Annotated in this window: 11 protein-coding genes and 1 tRNA gene; 9 read left to right on the plus strand and 3 right to left on the minus strand. The window is 61.5% G+C overall.

Annotated elements, in window-relative coordinates; translation table 11 throughout:
* Positions 1–110 precede the first annotated feature (110 nt).
* Positions 111–184: transfer RNA gene (locus ACQQCD_RS08340), tRNA-Gly, on the plus strand.
* 279 nt (positions 185–463) lie between these two features.
* Here the strand turns inward: ACQQCD_RS08340 and ACQQCD_RS08345 are convergent.
* A complete protein-coding gene (locus ACQQCD_RS08345; RefSeq protein WP_430267928.1) occupies positions 464–1,819 on the minus strand; it encodes an MFS transporter in 1,356 nt (451 codons plus the stop codon).
* Between the two features lie 149 nt (positions 1,820–1,968).
* Here ACQQCD_RS08345 and ACQQCD_RS08350 point away from each other — a divergent pair, with 149 nt between their 5' ends.
* From ACQQCD_RS08350 to ACQQCD_RS08370, 5 genes are all read left to right on the plus strand, one after another.
* Positions 1,969–2,835 (plus strand): LysR substrate-binding domain-containing protein, encoded by an 867-nt coding sequence (locus ACQQCD_RS08350; RefSeq protein WP_430267929.1) that lies wholly within the window; start codon positions 1,969–1,971, stop codon positions 2,833–2,835.
* 29 nt (positions 2,836–2,864) lie between these two features.
* Positions 2,865–3,467 (plus strand): DNA-3-methyladenine glycosylase I, encoded by a 603-nt coding sequence (locus tag ACQQCD_RS08355; RefSeq protein WP_430267930.1) that lies wholly within the window; start codon positions 2,865–2,867, stop codon positions 3,465–3,467.
* The gene (locus tag ACQQCD_RS08360) at positions 3,464–4,393 is read left to right on the plus strand and encodes a DNA-3-methyladenine glycosylase family protein (protein WP_430267931.1); all 930 of its coding nucleotides are present in this window, start codon (positions 3,464–3,466) and stop codon (positions 4,391–4,393) included. Before ACQQCD_RS08355 ends, ACQQCD_RS08360 begins: the two co-directional genes overlap by 4 nt.
* A gap of 65 nt (positions 4,394–4,458) precedes the next feature.
* The gene (gene panD / locus ACQQCD_RS08365; protein ID WP_430267932.1) at positions 4,459–4,887 is read left to right on the plus strand and encodes an aspartate 1-decarboxylase; all 429 of its coding nucleotides are present in this window, start codon (positions 4,459–4,461) and stop codon (positions 4,885–4,887) included.
* 42 nt (positions 4,888–4,929) lie between these two features.
* The gene (locus tag ACQQCD_RS08370) at positions 4,930–5,910 is read left to right on the plus strand and encodes an AEC family transporter (protein ID WP_430267933.1); all 981 of its coding nucleotides are present in this window, start codon (positions 4,930–4,932) and stop codon (positions 5,908–5,910) included.
* 22 nt (positions 5,911–5,932) lie between these two features.
* On the opposite strand, the gene ACQQCD_RS08375 is transcribed toward ACQQCD_RS08370, so the two are convergent.
* Positions 5,933–6,919, minus strand: a complete 987-nt coding sequence (locus ACQQCD_RS08375) for an LLM class flavin-dependent oxidoreductase (RefSeq protein ID WP_430267934.1) — start codon at positions 6,917–6,919, stop codon at positions 5,933–5,935.
* Positions 6,920–7,172: 253 nt separating this feature from the next.
* Here ACQQCD_RS08375 and ACQQCD_RS08380 point away from each other — a divergent pair, with 253 nt between their 5' ends.
* The 3 genes from ACQQCD_RS08380 (at position 7,173) to ACQQCD_RS08390 (ending at position 11,555) form a co-directional block, all read left to right on the plus strand.
* On the plus strand, positions 7,173–8,150 hold the full coding sequence (locus ACQQCD_RS08380) for a transporter substrate-binding domain-containing protein (protein ID WP_430267935.1): 978 nt from the start codon (positions 7,173–7,175) through the stop codon (positions 8,148–8,150).
* Positions 8,151–8,223: 73 nt separating this feature from the next.
* Positions 8,224–8,787 carry a hypothetical protein gene (locus tag ACQQCD_RS08385; protein WP_430267936.1) on the plus strand — a complete coding sequence of 188 codons (564 nt, stop codon included), beginning with the start codon at positions 8,224–8,226 and terminating at the stop codon, positions 8,785–8,787.
* Positions 8,784–11,555 carry an ATP-binding cassette domain-containing protein gene (locus tag ACQQCD_RS08390; RefSeq protein ID WP_430267937.1) on the plus strand — a complete coding sequence of 924 codons (2,772 nt, stop codon included), beginning with the start codon at positions 8,784–8,786 and terminating at the stop codon, positions 11,553–11,555. The genes ACQQCD_RS08385 and ACQQCD_RS08390 overlap by 4 nt, the downstream gene beginning before the upstream one ends.
* A 14-nt stretch (positions 11,556–11,569) precedes the next feature.
* On the opposite strand, the gene metH is transcribed toward ACQQCD_RS08390, so the two are convergent.
* Positions 11,570–15,208 carry a methionine synthase gene (gene metH, locus ACQQCD_RS08395; RefSeq protein ID WP_430267938.1) on the minus strand — a complete coding sequence of 1,213 codons (3,639 nt, stop codon included), beginning with the start codon at positions 15,206–15,208 and terminating at the stop codon, positions 11,570–11,572.
* Between the last annotated feature and the right edge of the window lie 38 nt (positions 15,209–15,246).

Raw genomic sequence — 15,246 nt, forward strand, 5'->3', positions numbered from 1 at the left:
CACTGAATCCGTACATCATTTGGTTGATTCTTAGGCAGGTTCTTGGCTGGGGTAGAACTGCGCTAAGCTGAGTTCTGCTCCGGCTGAGCAATGCTCGGCTTGGTAGCGATGCGGGCGTAGCTCAATGGTAGAGCGCTAGCTTCCCAAGCTTGATACGCGGGTTCGATTCCCGTCGCCCGCTCCAATTTTTCCCGGTCCGGCCCATTTTTTGCGGCCCTCGCCACCACTTCGAAGCACAGAGTCGCCCTTTCCCAACCCAAAAACCTGCAGGCACCCCGTGACCGAGCATCTGCCCCGGCCTTCCAGCCCAGTTGCTCCCAGAGGCCTCGACGGTTCCCCGGCGTGTCGTGGCAACACGCCGTCGCACTTTGGGCGGGAGGGACAGCAACTGGGCCGGAAGGTCAGCAGAGAACGGCCGACGGCGTGCCCAGACTGGGCTCGTACCAACCGTTGCGCGCGGGCACTAGTGCGCCGAAGCCGTCGGAACGCTCCCGCTAACCCTCCGCTGAACAATTCGGATCCGCGGGCGTCGAGTGAATTCAACACTCAGTTTCAGCTCGCCGCGACGCGCCAGCAACACTCCGATCACCAAAGCTGCGAGCGCGGGAACCCCGCCAGCAATAGCTAGGGCCAGGTGCGGGCCAAAGTGCTCGGCGAGCCAACCCATCATGGGCCCACCAATGGCCTGACCGCCGATGAGGACCATAATGTATAGGCTCATCACCCGGCCTCGAATCATCATGTTGGCACTGATTTGTACCAGCTGGTTGGCCGCGGTGAGGAACATCAAGCAGCAGAACCCGGAAAGCGCCATCACCACACCGAAGAACGGCATGGACGGTGCAGCTGCGGCCAGCAACAGGGCCAAACCGTAGGCCCCGGCGGCTACCACCACTGAGCGTAAACGTAAGTGCCGGCGTCGTGCGCTCATCACCGCACCCACCAAGGCGCCAGCGGCAACCAAGGCGTTCAGCAGGCCGTAACCACCTGCACCGAAAGCGAAGACGTTGTTAGCGAAGGCGGCGAGCAGTACCGGCAGGCTCATGGCGAATACTGAGACGAAACCAGCCATCAACCACGGCCAATAGATGGTGGGTTTGGACAAGGCGTAGCGGAGACCTTCTTTGAGCATGCCTTTGCGTTTGGGGGCGGGCACCGCAATCATCAACTGATCCCGCCGCAAGGAGCTGAGCATCACCACGGTGAACGCACATGCTGCGGCGTTGGCTACAAAGGCCCAGCCGCCACCCACTGCTAGGAGCAGCCAGCCAGCCAGTGCGGGCCCAATCAGGCCGCCGAGCTGAAAAATTGTGGAATTCACCGAAATCGCGTTTCGCAAATACTTGGGGCCAACCAGTTCATTGACAAACACTTGACGGGCTGGCTGATCAAGCACTGTGACAAAGCCGAGTATCAGGGCAATCACGTAAATGTGCCAGACCTGCAGGTTCCCAGTCAGGGCCAGAACTGCAAGAGCGGCAGCCAAGAACCCGGCCACCACTTGGCACAGGATGAGAATTTTCCGTTTAGGGAAACGGTCGGCAATCATCCCACCCCATGGGCCTAGGACCAATGACGGCAAGAATTGTAGGGCAACGGTAATACCCACTGCGGTGACGGACCCGGAGAGCTGCAACACCAGCCAGTCCTGAGAAATGCGCTGCATCCACAGTGCAATGACCGATACAAAGTGGGCGATTGCGAAGAGCTTGAAGTTGGGGACTTTAAGCGAGTTGAAGGTTTGACGCCATGGGAGGCGTTCAGTAACGACGGCGATGGGCTGGGTCAGGGATGCCGTTGCGGGCTGCGGGGGTGCCACAGGGGTTCCTCTGGTGGAAATTTTTGGGGACAATTCAAGGCTAGTTATAGCCGGAGTAATTGCGTAGGCTTATTCACCGTATAAGACTCATAAAGAATCGCAATAAGTCCCGCACAACGTTGTGGGGTACTGATGGGACGGGGAAGCGCATGAGTGAGCAGTTATATGATCCGGCTCAGCTCAAGAGTTTTTTGACCGTGGCGGAAACACTGAGTTTCACCCGGGCGGCTGAGAAGTTAGGCCTGGCCCAGCCCACCGTGAGCCAACATGTGCGCAAACTCGAGCAAGCCGCCGGCCGCAATCTGGTGGTGCGGGATACGCGTGATGTCCGGCTCACTGATAACGGTGATGCCATGGTTGGTTTTGCCCGCACCATTCTGGCGGCGCATGAAAACGCTGCCCGCTATTTCACGGGATCTGCCATGCGTGGGCGGTTACGTTTTGGCACAGCGGATGACCTCGCGATCACCGGCCTCCCGCGCATCCTACGGGATTTCCGCCAGCTGTACCCAGAGATCAACTTGGAGCTCACGGTGGGCCAAAGCAACCAGTTGTACCGGCGGCTCAAGGCTGGTCAGCTGGATTTGGTGTTTGTGAAATGGGTAGCCGGGGCCAAAGAAGGCGCCGCTGTGAAACATGATTCCTTCACTTGGGTGGGGCTTGAACAAACACAGCTTGAGCCGGGCCGGCCCGTTCCCATGATCACTTACCCGGCACCGAGTTTGAGCAGAAAACTTGCCATCGATGCGCTTGAACAAGCTGGCCGCACGTGGCGGATCACGTGCACCACTAAACAAATCAGCGGCGTCTTGGCTGCTGTGCGGGCAGGCTTGGGTGTGACTGTAATGCCGTCGTCGTTGGTTCCGGACGATCTGCGCATCATCACCCAACGCTTTGAACTCCCGCCGGTGGGAGACGTGGATTTCACCCTCATCAGCAATCCGCACGCCAATAAGGATGTTGTGGACGCCCTGGGCCGCGCCATTTTGGGCCGTACGCTGAACCGCAGCCACTAACTACTCCTCCACTGGAGACAATGGACACTATGAGCGATCTGAACGGCACCATCATGGGCGAGGACGGATTGGCCCGCCCGCCATGGGCTGCCACCGACCCGCTACTGCGCGAGTATTACGACGCCGAATGGGGCATGCCCGTCCGGGACGAGCAGGGCATGTTTGAGCGGCTGAGTTTGGAAGCGTTCCAGGCGGGGCTTTCGTGGGCAACGATCTTGCGCAAACGCCCAGCGTTCCGGGCGGCTTTCGCTGATTTCAACCCGGAAGTGGTGGCAAAATACACGGACGACGACGTCCAGCGGCTTTTGCAAGACGCCTCCATTGTCCGTAATCGGCTTAAGATTTTGGCGGCCATCACTAATGCGAAAGCCACCATTGCCCTGCGCGAGGAGGGTGGTTTGGTGGATTTTGTGTGGTCCTTCCAACCCGCGGAAACTCCGCAGCCCAAGCATGCTTCCGAGATTCCAACACAGTCTCCGGAGTCCATTGCATTGTCTAAGGCACTGCGCAAAAAGGGCTTCGCTTTTGTTGGCCCCACCACTATGTACGCGTTGATGGAAGCGGTGGGAATGGTGGACACACACCTGATGGATAGCCATCGGCGTGGCAGCTCTGGCGTGTGGCTGGTGTGAGTTCAGTTTTCACTGCGACCTTGCCGATCAACGGGCGAATGGACGTTGCCGCCATGATGCAGTCGCTGAGCAATCACGCGCTGCCGAGCGGGGAGATCTGTGATCCCGGCTCAGCTCAGCACACCCGAATGCTGCCGGTGGGAACTTCCATGGCGCACGTCAGCGTACGCCTGAGCCCTCGCGAGGTTGAATTCCAGGCCGAACTGGCGCAGCCTGCTCCAAAGCAAGGGCTCAACCCCATAGAGGTAGAGCAAGCCGTACGCTGGTGGCTGGATGTGGACACCGATGTGACAAGCATTGAGCGGTATCTGAGCGAGGATCCCCTGCTCGCCGCCCTGATCGAGCAGCGGCCAGGCATTAGGATCATGCGCTACGTCAACGGTTTTGAAGCAGCGATTGTCACCGTTTTAGGTCAGCAAGTGTCCTTGGCGGCGTGCCGGACTTTTGGTGGCAGGCTGCTCGCCGCATACGGCACGCCCTTTACAAGCCCCACCGGGATGACGCTGATGGCGTTTCCGAAACCGGACACACTGGCGGCGATACCGGAGGACGAACTGCGGGCAATCCTTGGCATCACCGGTTCGCGTGCGCGGACGGTAACGGCCGTGGCTCGCGCCTTCGCGAGTGGGCTTCAGCTCGCCCGCCCGGAGCCGAACACCAGCCCGAACACCAGCCCGGGGCCTACAAAAGCAGCCCAGCAAGAGGTACGCGAACAACTTTTGGCGATTCCCGGCGTCGGACCCTGGACAGCTGATTGCTTGGCGCTGCGCGTGATGGGTGACCCGGACGCGTTTACGCCGGGTGATTTGGTGCTGCGGCGGGCGCTCGGAAACATTACTGTGCCAGCCGCCACCAAACGCGCGGAAGCGTGGAGCCCGTGGCGAGCCTATGCACTCGCGCAACTTTGGGCCTCGGCGCTCACCTAAGCGTCACCGGGCTGTCTGCCATCTCACAGACGCGTTGATGCCCGGAGGGTTAGACTTGATGCGTTATGAATCGCACAATGTTCAAGTCCAAGATCCACCGCGCAACGGTCACCCACGCAGACCTTCACTACGTTGGGTCAGTCACTGTTGACTTGGACCTGTTGGAAGCGGCGGACATCCTCCCCGGCGAGCTGGTCTCGATCGTAGACATCACCAATGGCGCTCGCCTCGAGACCTACACCATTGCTGGCGAGCGCGGTTCTGGAGTGATCGGGATCAATGGCGCGGCCGCCCACCTGATTCATGAGAACGATCTGGTTATCCTCATTACCTACGCGGCCATGACCACCGAAGAAGCCACGGCGTATCAGCCCAAAGTGGTGCATGTGGACAAGGACAACAAGATTGTCCAGCTAGGCAATGACCCTGCCGAGAGCATCACCCCGGACCTACTGCGCCCTCCGCACGCGCTCAACAACGCTTCACTGAACTAATCAGATTTAACGCACTGGCCCTGCGCTAGCTAGGGTAAAGAGGTGCTGCAGGTACTCTCCGGCTTTTTCATCGTCTGGGCCATTATTGGCGTGGGCTACTTCATTGGGCGCCGGAACGTCCTAGGCAACAACGCCGGGCAGGTGTTAAGCCGCCTGGCGTTTTTTGTGGGAAGCCCCGCATTGCTGTTTGAGACACTCAGCAAGGCAGATCTCAAAGCTGTATTTGCCCAACCGCTTTTGGTGGCTGCAGTCAGTGCCGTGGGCACGGCACTTCTGTTTCTGCTGGTCAGCAGACTATTTTTCAAGCGGAGCCTTCCAGAGACTCTCATCGGCTCCATGTCTTCTTCGCTAGCCAACTCGGCCAACTTAGGCATCCCCATCGCCGTGTTTGTTTTGGGTGATGCCAGCTACGTGGCGCCGCTGCTCATTTTCCAGTTGGCCTTTTTTACGCCGGTTTACTTGATGGTTTTGGACGCGGCAACCAATGCGGAAATGGCCCGTTCACGAGCTACAACGGACAGCGCTGGTACTCGCCGAAGCGCGCTGCGCTCCACACCGCTGATGTTTTTGTTGATCATTGTCCGCAACCCGATGATCATCGGTTCCGCTCTGGGACTACTTGCGGCGGCTTACAAATGGACGCCGCCGGAACTGATCCTGGAGCCCATCCACCTCATTGGCGGGGCGGCCGTGCCAGCCATGCTCTTGTCGTTTGGTATGTCGCTCAACGGGACCAAACCGCTTCAGGCGTCCGAGGGGCGACGCACAGACACCCTGGTGGCCAGTGCGTTCAAACTTTTTCTGCACCCGCTGCTTGCGTTGGTGTTTGCCCGCTTCGCTTTGAACCTCGAAGGTCACGCACTCTTCGCCGCAGTGGTGGCAGCAAGTTTGCCGACTGCGCAAAACGTTTTTGTGGCAGCTACCAGGTACCAAAAGGGAGTGACGGTGGCGAAGGACGTTGTCCTGATCACCACCGTCCTCGCCGTTCCCGCGATGCTGGGCATCGCGGCGTTACTCGGTTAAGCGGGCTACTCGGTTAGGCAGGCTAAGCACCCAGCCCTGCAGCCTTGGCTAGCAACTCCACCGAACGCAAACGGTCCTCAGTGGTGTTGGCCTGATGAGCCACAATGAGCTCGTCGGCGTTGGCGTGCTTGGCGAATCCTTCGAGGTACTCCACCACGGTTTCCGGTGTTCCCACTGCCGAATAAGTCATCATTTGCTTGATGTGTTGACCCTGCGGGGAATCCAAAACCATGTCCGCCTCGTCATCGGTGAATTCGCGTCCAGCACCGAAGAACAATGACACCCGGGCGCGCATGGTGGCCTGAATCAGCTGGTGCGCGTAGCTTGCCTCGTCGGCTGCAACCACGTTCGCCCCGGCAATAACGTACGGTTCGGCCAAGTGCTCTGACGGTTTGAACTCGCGACGGTACGCGGCCACCGCATCCTGCAAAGCGTTTGGTGCAAAGTGGGAGGCAAAGGCATAGGGCAAACCCAGCGCGGCGGCCAGCTTTGCGCCAAAGAGCGAGGATCCAAGAATGTACAGCGGCACATTGGTGCCCTTACCCGGGGTGGCTTCTACCCCCTTGATCAGAGTTGGACCGGTCAGGTAGCCCTGCAGTTCTTGAACATCCTGCGGGAAAGAGTCGGCGGACATGGGGTCGCGGCGCAGCGCACGCATGGTGTTCTGATCGCTGCCCGGCGCACGGCCCAGTCCCAGATCAATACGCCCCGGGTGCAGGGTCTCCAAGGTTCCGAACTGCTCGGCAATGGTCAGCGGCGAGTGATTGGGCAACATAATCCCACCGGCGCCCAAGCGAATTGTGGAAGTATTCGCGGCCACGTGAGCAATGAGCACGCTCGTAGCGGAGGAGGCAATGGACGACATGTTGTGGTGCTCCGCGTACCAAATACGCTTGTAGCCCAGTGTCTCTGCGAGCTGCGCCATGGCGACGCTTCCGGCCAAACTCTCCCGCGCCGTCTGGCCCTTCCCAATGGTTGCAAGGTCCAGGATGGATATCGGCAAAGTCACGGCACAAGCCTTTCAAAAACACGTTGAATAAGTCGCCAACCAGTTCCGGCAGCCACGGAAGGCATAACCCCACAGCCGCCATTCTTATTTCCGAATGCGTCGAAGAATGTGACTGTCCGCGTCCTGAGGTGAACTGCCATGACTCCGCGTATCGCCGGGTTGCGGGCCCATTGATTCGCCCCGCACCGCTAACGGATAGTTGCTGCAACGCGCACGTTTCCCACTTATCACTGCAAACTTCTGAGGAGGAGTTATGGCTATCGAGTCCAAGCCCACCGCTTTTATTTCCATCGCAATCGCAGCCCTTGTGGGGCTGACTGCCTGCTCTGATCCTGGCGCGTCGGCGGCTAGCCCGGCGTCGTCGCAGGCCGTCACGGCAGCCGGCAAAACATTCAACCTAAGTCCCGAGCAAAACCGTCCAGCCGTGAGGGTCGATCCGGCAGCCGCAGCATTGGTGCCGGCCGCGATTAAGGCCGACGGCAAACTCACCGTGGTGACCACCGGCGGTACGGCACCGCTGAGCCTGTTCGCTACGGACAACAAAACTCTCATCGGCTCCGAGGTAGACATTGCCTACGCCGTGGGTGAGGCGCTGGGGCTGAAGGTTGAAGTCCTGCCGGTAGCCTGGGCCGACTGGCCGCTGGGCGTGGAATCAGGCAAGTATGAGGCGGTTCTGTCTAACGTGACTGTCACCGAGGCGCGGAAGGAAAAGTTCGATTTCGCCTCCTACCGCAACGACCTGTTGGGCTTCTACGCCAAGTCAGATTCCACCATCGGCATCATCAAAGAAGCCAAGGATGTGGCCGGCAAAAAGATCATCGTGGGCTCCGGAACCAACCAGGAAGCCATCTTGATCCGCTGGGATGAGGAGAACAAAAAGAACGGTTTGGCTCCGGTTCAGTTCCAGTATTACGACGACGACTCGGCCTCAAGTTTGGCCCTCCAGTCCGGACGTGCGGACCTGACCTTCGGTCCCAACGCGGCCGCCGCTTACAAAGCGGCGAAGGACGGAAAAACGAAAGAGGTGGGCACCCTCAATGGCGGGTGGCCGCTGACAGCTCAGATCGCGTTCACCACTAAGAAGGGCAATGGTTTGGCAGGGGCCGCTGAGGCTGCGTTGAATCACCTGATCCAAGACGGGACGTACACCCAGATTTTGGACCGCTGGGGCTTGGGCTCCGAAGCGATCCAGAAGTCTGAGCTGAATCCGCCGGGACTGCCGAAATCCTAAGGATGTAGGCATTCCGCGTCACATAAGGGCACGCACTAAGGGTAGGGGCTCCCCAGCCCCTACCCTTAACCACGTGACTTTGACTAAGATTCGCACCGCCGCCGCGACTACGTTTGCCGCCGCCGGTGTTTTGATTGCTCTTGCTGGTTGTTCCGGTTCTGCCACCAGCACCGCCACCTCAACCTCCCCGGCAGCATCGGCCACAGCCACCGCCACCAGCACTGCCGCAGCTGACGGTCCCTGCACCGGTGTGAAGGTGATTGTGGATTCCGCTTCGTTGAAGCAGTCCGCCGCTAACACCTCCGTGTGCGTCCCGGCAGATGGCCCCGTCCTAGCCTCGGCAGTGTTGAGCCAAGCGCAGGTGAAGATCGAGGGCACCGCGAAATACCCCACGAGTTTTGCCTGCCGCGTCAACGGTGTACCTGCCGCGGATCTGGACATTAAGCACAAGGGCGGCACCATCCGCGAAGCGTGCGACGACAAGAACACCGTCTCCTACTGGGCACTGTGGGTGAAGCCCGCGGACGGCAAGTGGGGTTACGCCCAAGAGGGTCTGGATACTCTCAAGCTCACCACCGGTCAGAGCCTCGAACTGCTCTACACGGTAGATAACGAACCGGCCGCCCCCGCGGCATGATGTTCCGGCCCGCGCCGTTACGAGCCGCTGCGGCGCTAGCTGCCGTTTTCATTGCGGCGCGGGTCGTCTACCGTGTCCTCTTTAATGGGGCTGGGCTCGGCGCCGGTTTGGGGACACCGGTTTTGCTGGACCTTCCGGCGTTCCGGCTTCCCGCCCCGTATGCGCACGTAATTTTTCTGGGCCCAGTCACTGCACAGGGACTCTGGCAGGCGGTGTTGTCCGCGTTGCCGATTGCGTTGATGATCCTCGCTTTTGGTGTGCTGAACTCCGTAGTGGACATCTCGCGGGGCTTTGTTTGGCTGGCCCGCGGCGGACCCTTGCAGGGTATGGCGCGGATGCTGGTGGTGGCGTGGGCTGCGTTGCCGGCTTTGGCCAGCGCCGTTGCTTCGGTGCGGTTGGCGTTTCGTTTGCGCGGTGAACGTTTTGGCCCGCGCGCCCTGGTGCCGATTCTTGAACGCACCCTTGAACACGCCAGCAGGGTGGCCGCCGCACTGGAACTGCGCGGCTTTGGTGCCCGCTTTTCAGGACAAAATACGTACGACGGCGTTGAGCCAGTTCTGGTTCGTAATGCTGAGTTCCGGATCAGTTCAGCAAGCATCAGCGTGGCCGGCTTTGTGCCGCCCCGCGGTACCGTCACGGTCATCACTGGGCCCACAGGTTCAGGAAAATCAACGATTCTGCGCGGAATTTCAGGGTTGCTGACGCACGTTGACGGTGGTTCCCTCTCCGGCGAGGTCCTCATCGCCGGACAGGACCGGGTAGCCGCGCCGCCGCGAGAGACTGCCGGAAGTGTCGGCGTCGTGCTTCAAAATCCGCGGGCCGCTTTCGCCACTACTCAGGTGCGGGATGAGATTGGTTTGGCGCTTGAGTTGCGGCACGTGCCAGCCGCTGAGTCGCGGGCCCGGGTTCTCGAGGTGGCCTCCGGTATCGGCGTTACGCATCTCTTGGACCGGGATGTCTCTACTCTTTCGGCGGGCGAGGCAACACTTGTGGCTATTGCAGCCGCCGTCGTGAATGGGCCGGAATTGTTGTTGGCGGACGAGCCGCTTGCCGATTTGGACACCGCGGCGCGGGCGCGAGTGATTGCGGTGTTGGCGTCCTTGGCGCGGGAGCACGGCGTTTGTGTGGTGGTGGCGGAGCACCGGGCTCACGCGCTGATTCCAGTAGCCGATGCGTGGTGGCGGATGGAGGGCGGTTCGCTGGTACCGGGTGAGGCGCCTGATGTTGCTGCCACGGCTGCAGTTTCCCCTACTGTTCCTCCGGCCCCCTTGGCTTCCCCAGTGTTGACCGTGGCCGGCCTGAGCGTGGAGCACAAGGGCGCCCGGCTGGTTCGGGACGCCGCGCTGAGTCTGAACGCGGGCGAGATCGTGGCGCTCGTGGGGCCCAATGGCGCCGGAAAATCATCGCTGCTGGTCGAGCTGGCGCTCGGCTCTCATTCCAGCGCGCGCGTGGCCTTGGTCCCGGATGCTTCGGACGATCTCTTCACGCGGGACACGGTGGCAGGGGAGCTCCAGGCGGCCGAACGGCGCCTCAATCGCCGCTCCAAAGACTCCCCGCGCGAGCCAGGTTTCGCCGCAGCACACCTTCAGCGTCTGCGCGGAAACGCGTCCATTCCGCTGGGTTCGCAGCATCCCCGGGACCTTTCTGCGGGAGAACGTCGCGTGCTGGCTGTTGCCTTGCAATGCTTGGATTCCCCGCAGGTTTTGTTGATCGATGAGCCCACGCGCGGTTTGGACCCCACGGCCCAGGCCGCTGTTGCGGGCGCCCTTCGCACGGCCGCCGCAGACGGCGCAGCCGTTCTGATGGCCACCCATGATGCTGACTTCGCCGCCGCTCTGGGGGCCAGGGTTCTGCACATGCACGACGGCGTGGTCCCGGCATTACCGGGGATGGTCGCCACCGTGCCGGCTGAAGTTGAGATCCCCGCCCCGTGCACCCCTGCTCTAGCCGCGCCAGCAACTCGACTCCCAGCAACGCCACGGCCAGCACGTACCGGCTTGTCAGGAACCAGCTTGGCGCTCCCCCGCGGTGCGCAATTCGCGGTCCTCGCCGCCGCCAATCTCGTGGCTCTAGCCGCGTTTTGTTGGCCGCTGCTGGCCGCCGCGCTCCCGGACGATGCCACAGCTGCGCTGCCTTTCGCGGCCTTGGCCATCGCGCCCGTGGCGGCGATCGCCGTCGTCGTTTCACTCGATGGTTCGGTGCGGTCCGCGCATACCGTGGCGCTGCTGGGAGTGTTGGCCGCGGTGGGTTCCGCGGTGCGGGTGGCGAGTACCGGCGTTGGCGGTGTGGAGGCTGTGTTTATCCTGCTGATCCTGGCCGGACGGGCTTTTGGTGCGCGTTTTGGTCTGCTGCTGGGGGCCGCGACGATCGCGCTTTCGAGTGCCCTGTGGGGTGGGTTGGGGCCGTGGACGCCGTTCCAAATTTTCGCGTGCGCGTGGGTCGGCGCCGGCGCTGGTTTACTCCCCCGGCAGGTGCGCGGCAAGGCCGAACTGTGGATGCTGGCCGGGTACGGGATTGTGGCGTCGTACCTGTTCGGGCTGCTCACCAACCTGTGGTTTTGGCCGTTCGCGGTGGGCACCGGAACCGGGATTTCTTACGTTGCGGGCGCACCGCTGAGCACTAATCTGAGCAGTTTCCTGCTGTATTCACTCTTAACTTCGACGGCGGGATGGGACACCCTGCGCGCCGTCACCACGGTGATCGGCGTCGCCGTGGTGGGCCGCGCCGTACTGGCCGCGCTGCGGCGGGCCAAACCCGTCACGGCGTAGCGGCGCGCAGCGCCCTACACCTTGAAGTACTTGGCCTCCGGGTGGTGGAACACAAAGGCGTCAGTGGACTGCTCGGGGTGGAGCATTAGCTCGTTGCTCAGCACCACGCCCATGCGCTCCGGCTTGAGGAGTTCGGTGACTTTGCGGCGGTCCTCCATGTCCGGGCAGGCCGGGTAACCCAGCGAGAAACGGGCACCCCGGTAGTCGAGTTTGAAGTATCCGGCGGTTTCCTTGGGTTCCTCGGCGCCGAAGCCCAGCTCTTTGCGAATACGCGCGTGCCAGAATTCGGCCAGCGACTCGGTCAGTTGCATCACCAGACCATTGAGCTCGTAGTAATCCCGGTACTGGTTGGCGGCGAACATCTTGGAGGTGAACTCTTCGATCTTCGAACCGGCGGTGACCAGCTGAACCGGCAGAACATCAATCTGCCCGGACTCGCGGGACCGCACAAAGTCGGCCAAGCACAAGTGCCGGTCGCGGCGCTGACGCGGGAAGTTAAAGCGCAAACGCTCGGTGCCAATAAGCCCTTCGGAACCACCATCGGGGGCGAGCAGACCGGGAGTGCCGAGTACGCCGTCGGGGTCTTCACCGTGATGCAAAACCACCACATCTTCCCCTTCGGCCACCACGGGGAAGTAGCCGTACGCCACGGAGGCGTCCAACATTCCCTCGGCCAGAATCCGGTCCAGCCAGTAGCGCAGACGCGGGCGGCCTTCGGTCTCTACGAGTTCCTCATAGGAAGCGCCGTCCTCGCCGCGGCCGGGTTTCAGACCCCACTGGCCCATAAACGTGGCGCGCTCATCTAAGAAAGCAGAGTAGTCGTTGAGCGCAATGCCGCGCACAATCCGGGTTCCCCAGAACGGTGGCGCGGGCACCACATTGTCCACAACGACGTCGGACCGGCCGGGCATCGCCTCCGGCTCGGTGACCGTAAACGACGGACCAGAGCGGTGGATGCGTTTCTTCAAAGGCGGCAGGCCAACCTCGTCAGGATGAGCGCCCCGCGCGATCGCCACGAGCGGTTCCATGAGCGCAAGCCCCTCAAAGGCGTCCTTCGCGTACCGGACGGTGCCCTCAAACTGTTCGGCGAGATCCTGCTCAACGTAGGCGCGCGTCAGGGCGGCGCCACCCAAAATGACTGGCCACTTTTTGGCGAGGCCGCGGGATTGCAGCTCGGCGAGGTTTTCCTTCATCACCACTGTAGATTTCACCAACAGGCCGGACATACCAATGACGTCCGCGTTGTGTTCCTCGGCGGCGGCCATGATCTCGGCGATGCCCTGCTTGATGCCGATGTTGATGACCTTGTAACCGTTGTTGGTCAGGATGATGTCCACAAGGTTTTTGCCGATATCGTGGACGTCGCCGCGAACCGTGGCAATCACCATAGTGCCTTTGCCGGAAGAGTCAGACTTCTCCATGTGCGGTTCCAAAAGCGCCACGGCGTTCTTCATCACCTCAGCGGATTGCAGCACAAACGGCAACTGCATTTCGCCGGCGCCGAAGCGCTCACCCACCACCTTCATCCCTTCAAGGAGGTGATCATTGATGATGCCCAGCGGGGTGAGGCCTTCGCTGCGGGCCAAGTCCAGGTCCGCTTCCAGGCCCTTACCTTCGCCATCGATGATCCGGCGCTCAAGCCGGGCACCGGTGGGCAGCGCGGCGAGTTCCGCGGCTCGCTGATCCTTCAGCGCTGCAGTGTCCACGCCGGCGAACATGTCCAGCATGATGGCCAGCGGATCGTAAGTGGTGTTGCCGTCAGCGTCGTATTCGCGGCGGTCATAGACCAGGTCTAGGGCAACCTTGCGCTGCTCTTCGGGGAGGGATGCGAGCGGGACGATCTTGGCGGCGTCGATAATTCCGCTAGAAAGCCCGGCTTGGACGGCTTCGTGCAGGAAGACGGAGTTCAGGACCACGCGGGCCGCCGGGTTGAGGCCGAAGGACACGTTGGAGACACCGAGGGTGGTGTTGATTCCGGGGTATTTTGCAGTGATTTGGCGGATCGCTTCGATAGTTTCGATGCCGTCGCGGCGGGTTTCCTCTTGGCCGGTGGCCACCGGGAAGGTGAGGCAGTCAACGATGATGTCCTCAACCCGCATGCCCCATTCACCCACCAAGGCGTCGATCAGGCGCGAAGCGATGGCCACTTTGCCGTCCGTGGTGCGGGCCTGGCCGGATTCGTCGATGGTCAGGGCGATCACCGCGGTGCCGTGCTCTTTGACCAGCGGCATGATCCGGGCAAAGCGACTATTGGGTCCGTCACCGTCCTCGTAGTTCACCGAGTTGACCACCGGGCGTCCGCCGATGAGTTCCAATCCGGCTTGCAGTACGGGAGGTTCGGTGGAGTCGATAACCAGCGGGAGGGTGGATGCTGAAGCGAAACGGGAAACGATTGACTTGACGTCTGCAACACCGTCGCGGCCCACATAGTCAATGCAGACGTCCAAAAGGTGCGCACCAACGCGAATTTGTTCGCGCGCAATGTCCACGCAGTCATCCCAGCGTTCCTCAAGCATGGCCTGCCGGAATGCCTTGGATCCGTTAGCGTTGGTCCGCTCCCCGATAGCCAGGTAGGAGGCGTCCTGCTTGAAATTCACGTGCTGGTAGAGCGAAGAAACGCCAGCTTCCCGTTCAGCAGGAACGCGGGCCGGCCCCTCCTTGGGTGTCCCGGACTGCGTCCGGAAGGGTTCCAAACGTTCGACGACGGCGGCCAGGTGTTCCGGCGTCGTACCGCAACAGCCACCCACCAAACCGATACCGAATTCGCGGACGAACTGTTCGTGGGCGGTGGCCAGTTCCGCGGGTGAGAGCGGGTAGTGCGCGCCGTTGGGGCCTAGGACCGGGAGTCCGGCGTTGGGCATACAGGCGATCGCTACGGAGGACTGCTTGGAGAGGTGGCGGAGGTGTTCGCTCATCTCGGCCGGGCCGGTGGCGCAGTTCAGGCCGATCGCGTCCACGCCGAGGGGTTCCAGCGCGGTGAGGGCGGCGCCGATTTCCGAGCCCATAAGCATGGTTCCGGTGGTTTCAACCGTGACTTCAACGAAGATCGGCAGGCGGACGCCGCGGGTGACGATCGCTTGCTTGCAACCGTTAACTGCAGCCTTAGTTTGGAGAAGGTCTTGGCTGGTTTCGATCAGGAAAGCGTCCGCGCCGCCGTCGATCAGGCCCGCCGCTTGCAGCGCGAAGGTCTCTTTGAGATTGGCGTAACTCGTGTGGCCCAGGCTGGGGAGTTTGGTGCCGGGGCCCATGGAACCGAGGACCCAGCGCATGCGGCCGTCTTTGTCTTCGGCAGCTTCCGCACGTTCGCGGGCAATCCGGGCGCCCTTTTGGGCGAGTTCCTCGATGCGGTCCTCGATGCCGTAGTCCGAAAGGTTGGACCAGTTGGCGCCAAAGGTGTTGGTCTCCACGGCGTCGATGCCGGTGGCGAAGTAGGCGTCGTGAATGTCGCCGATGACGTCCGGGCGGGTCTCGTTGAGGATCTCGTTGCAGCCCTCAAGGTTTTGGAAGTCCGTTTCCAGCTTCAGATCACGGGCTTGGAGCATGGTGCCCATGGCGCCATCGGCAATAACCACCCGGGTGTTCACCGCATCAAGCAGGGCCTGGGCGCGGGCCGGGCGGGGAACAGTATCGATGTCTAGCGCAAAACGAGGCATGCCAACAGGTTACGTGTGGTGGTGGGCGCGATGCGATG

Origin of the sequence: Pseudarthrobacter sp. J1763 (assembly GCF_050490295.1) — a bacterium.
In the GTDB taxonomy this organism is placed as follows: Bacteria; Actinomycetota; Actinomycetes; order Actinomycetales; family Micrococcaceae; genus JBNPEO01.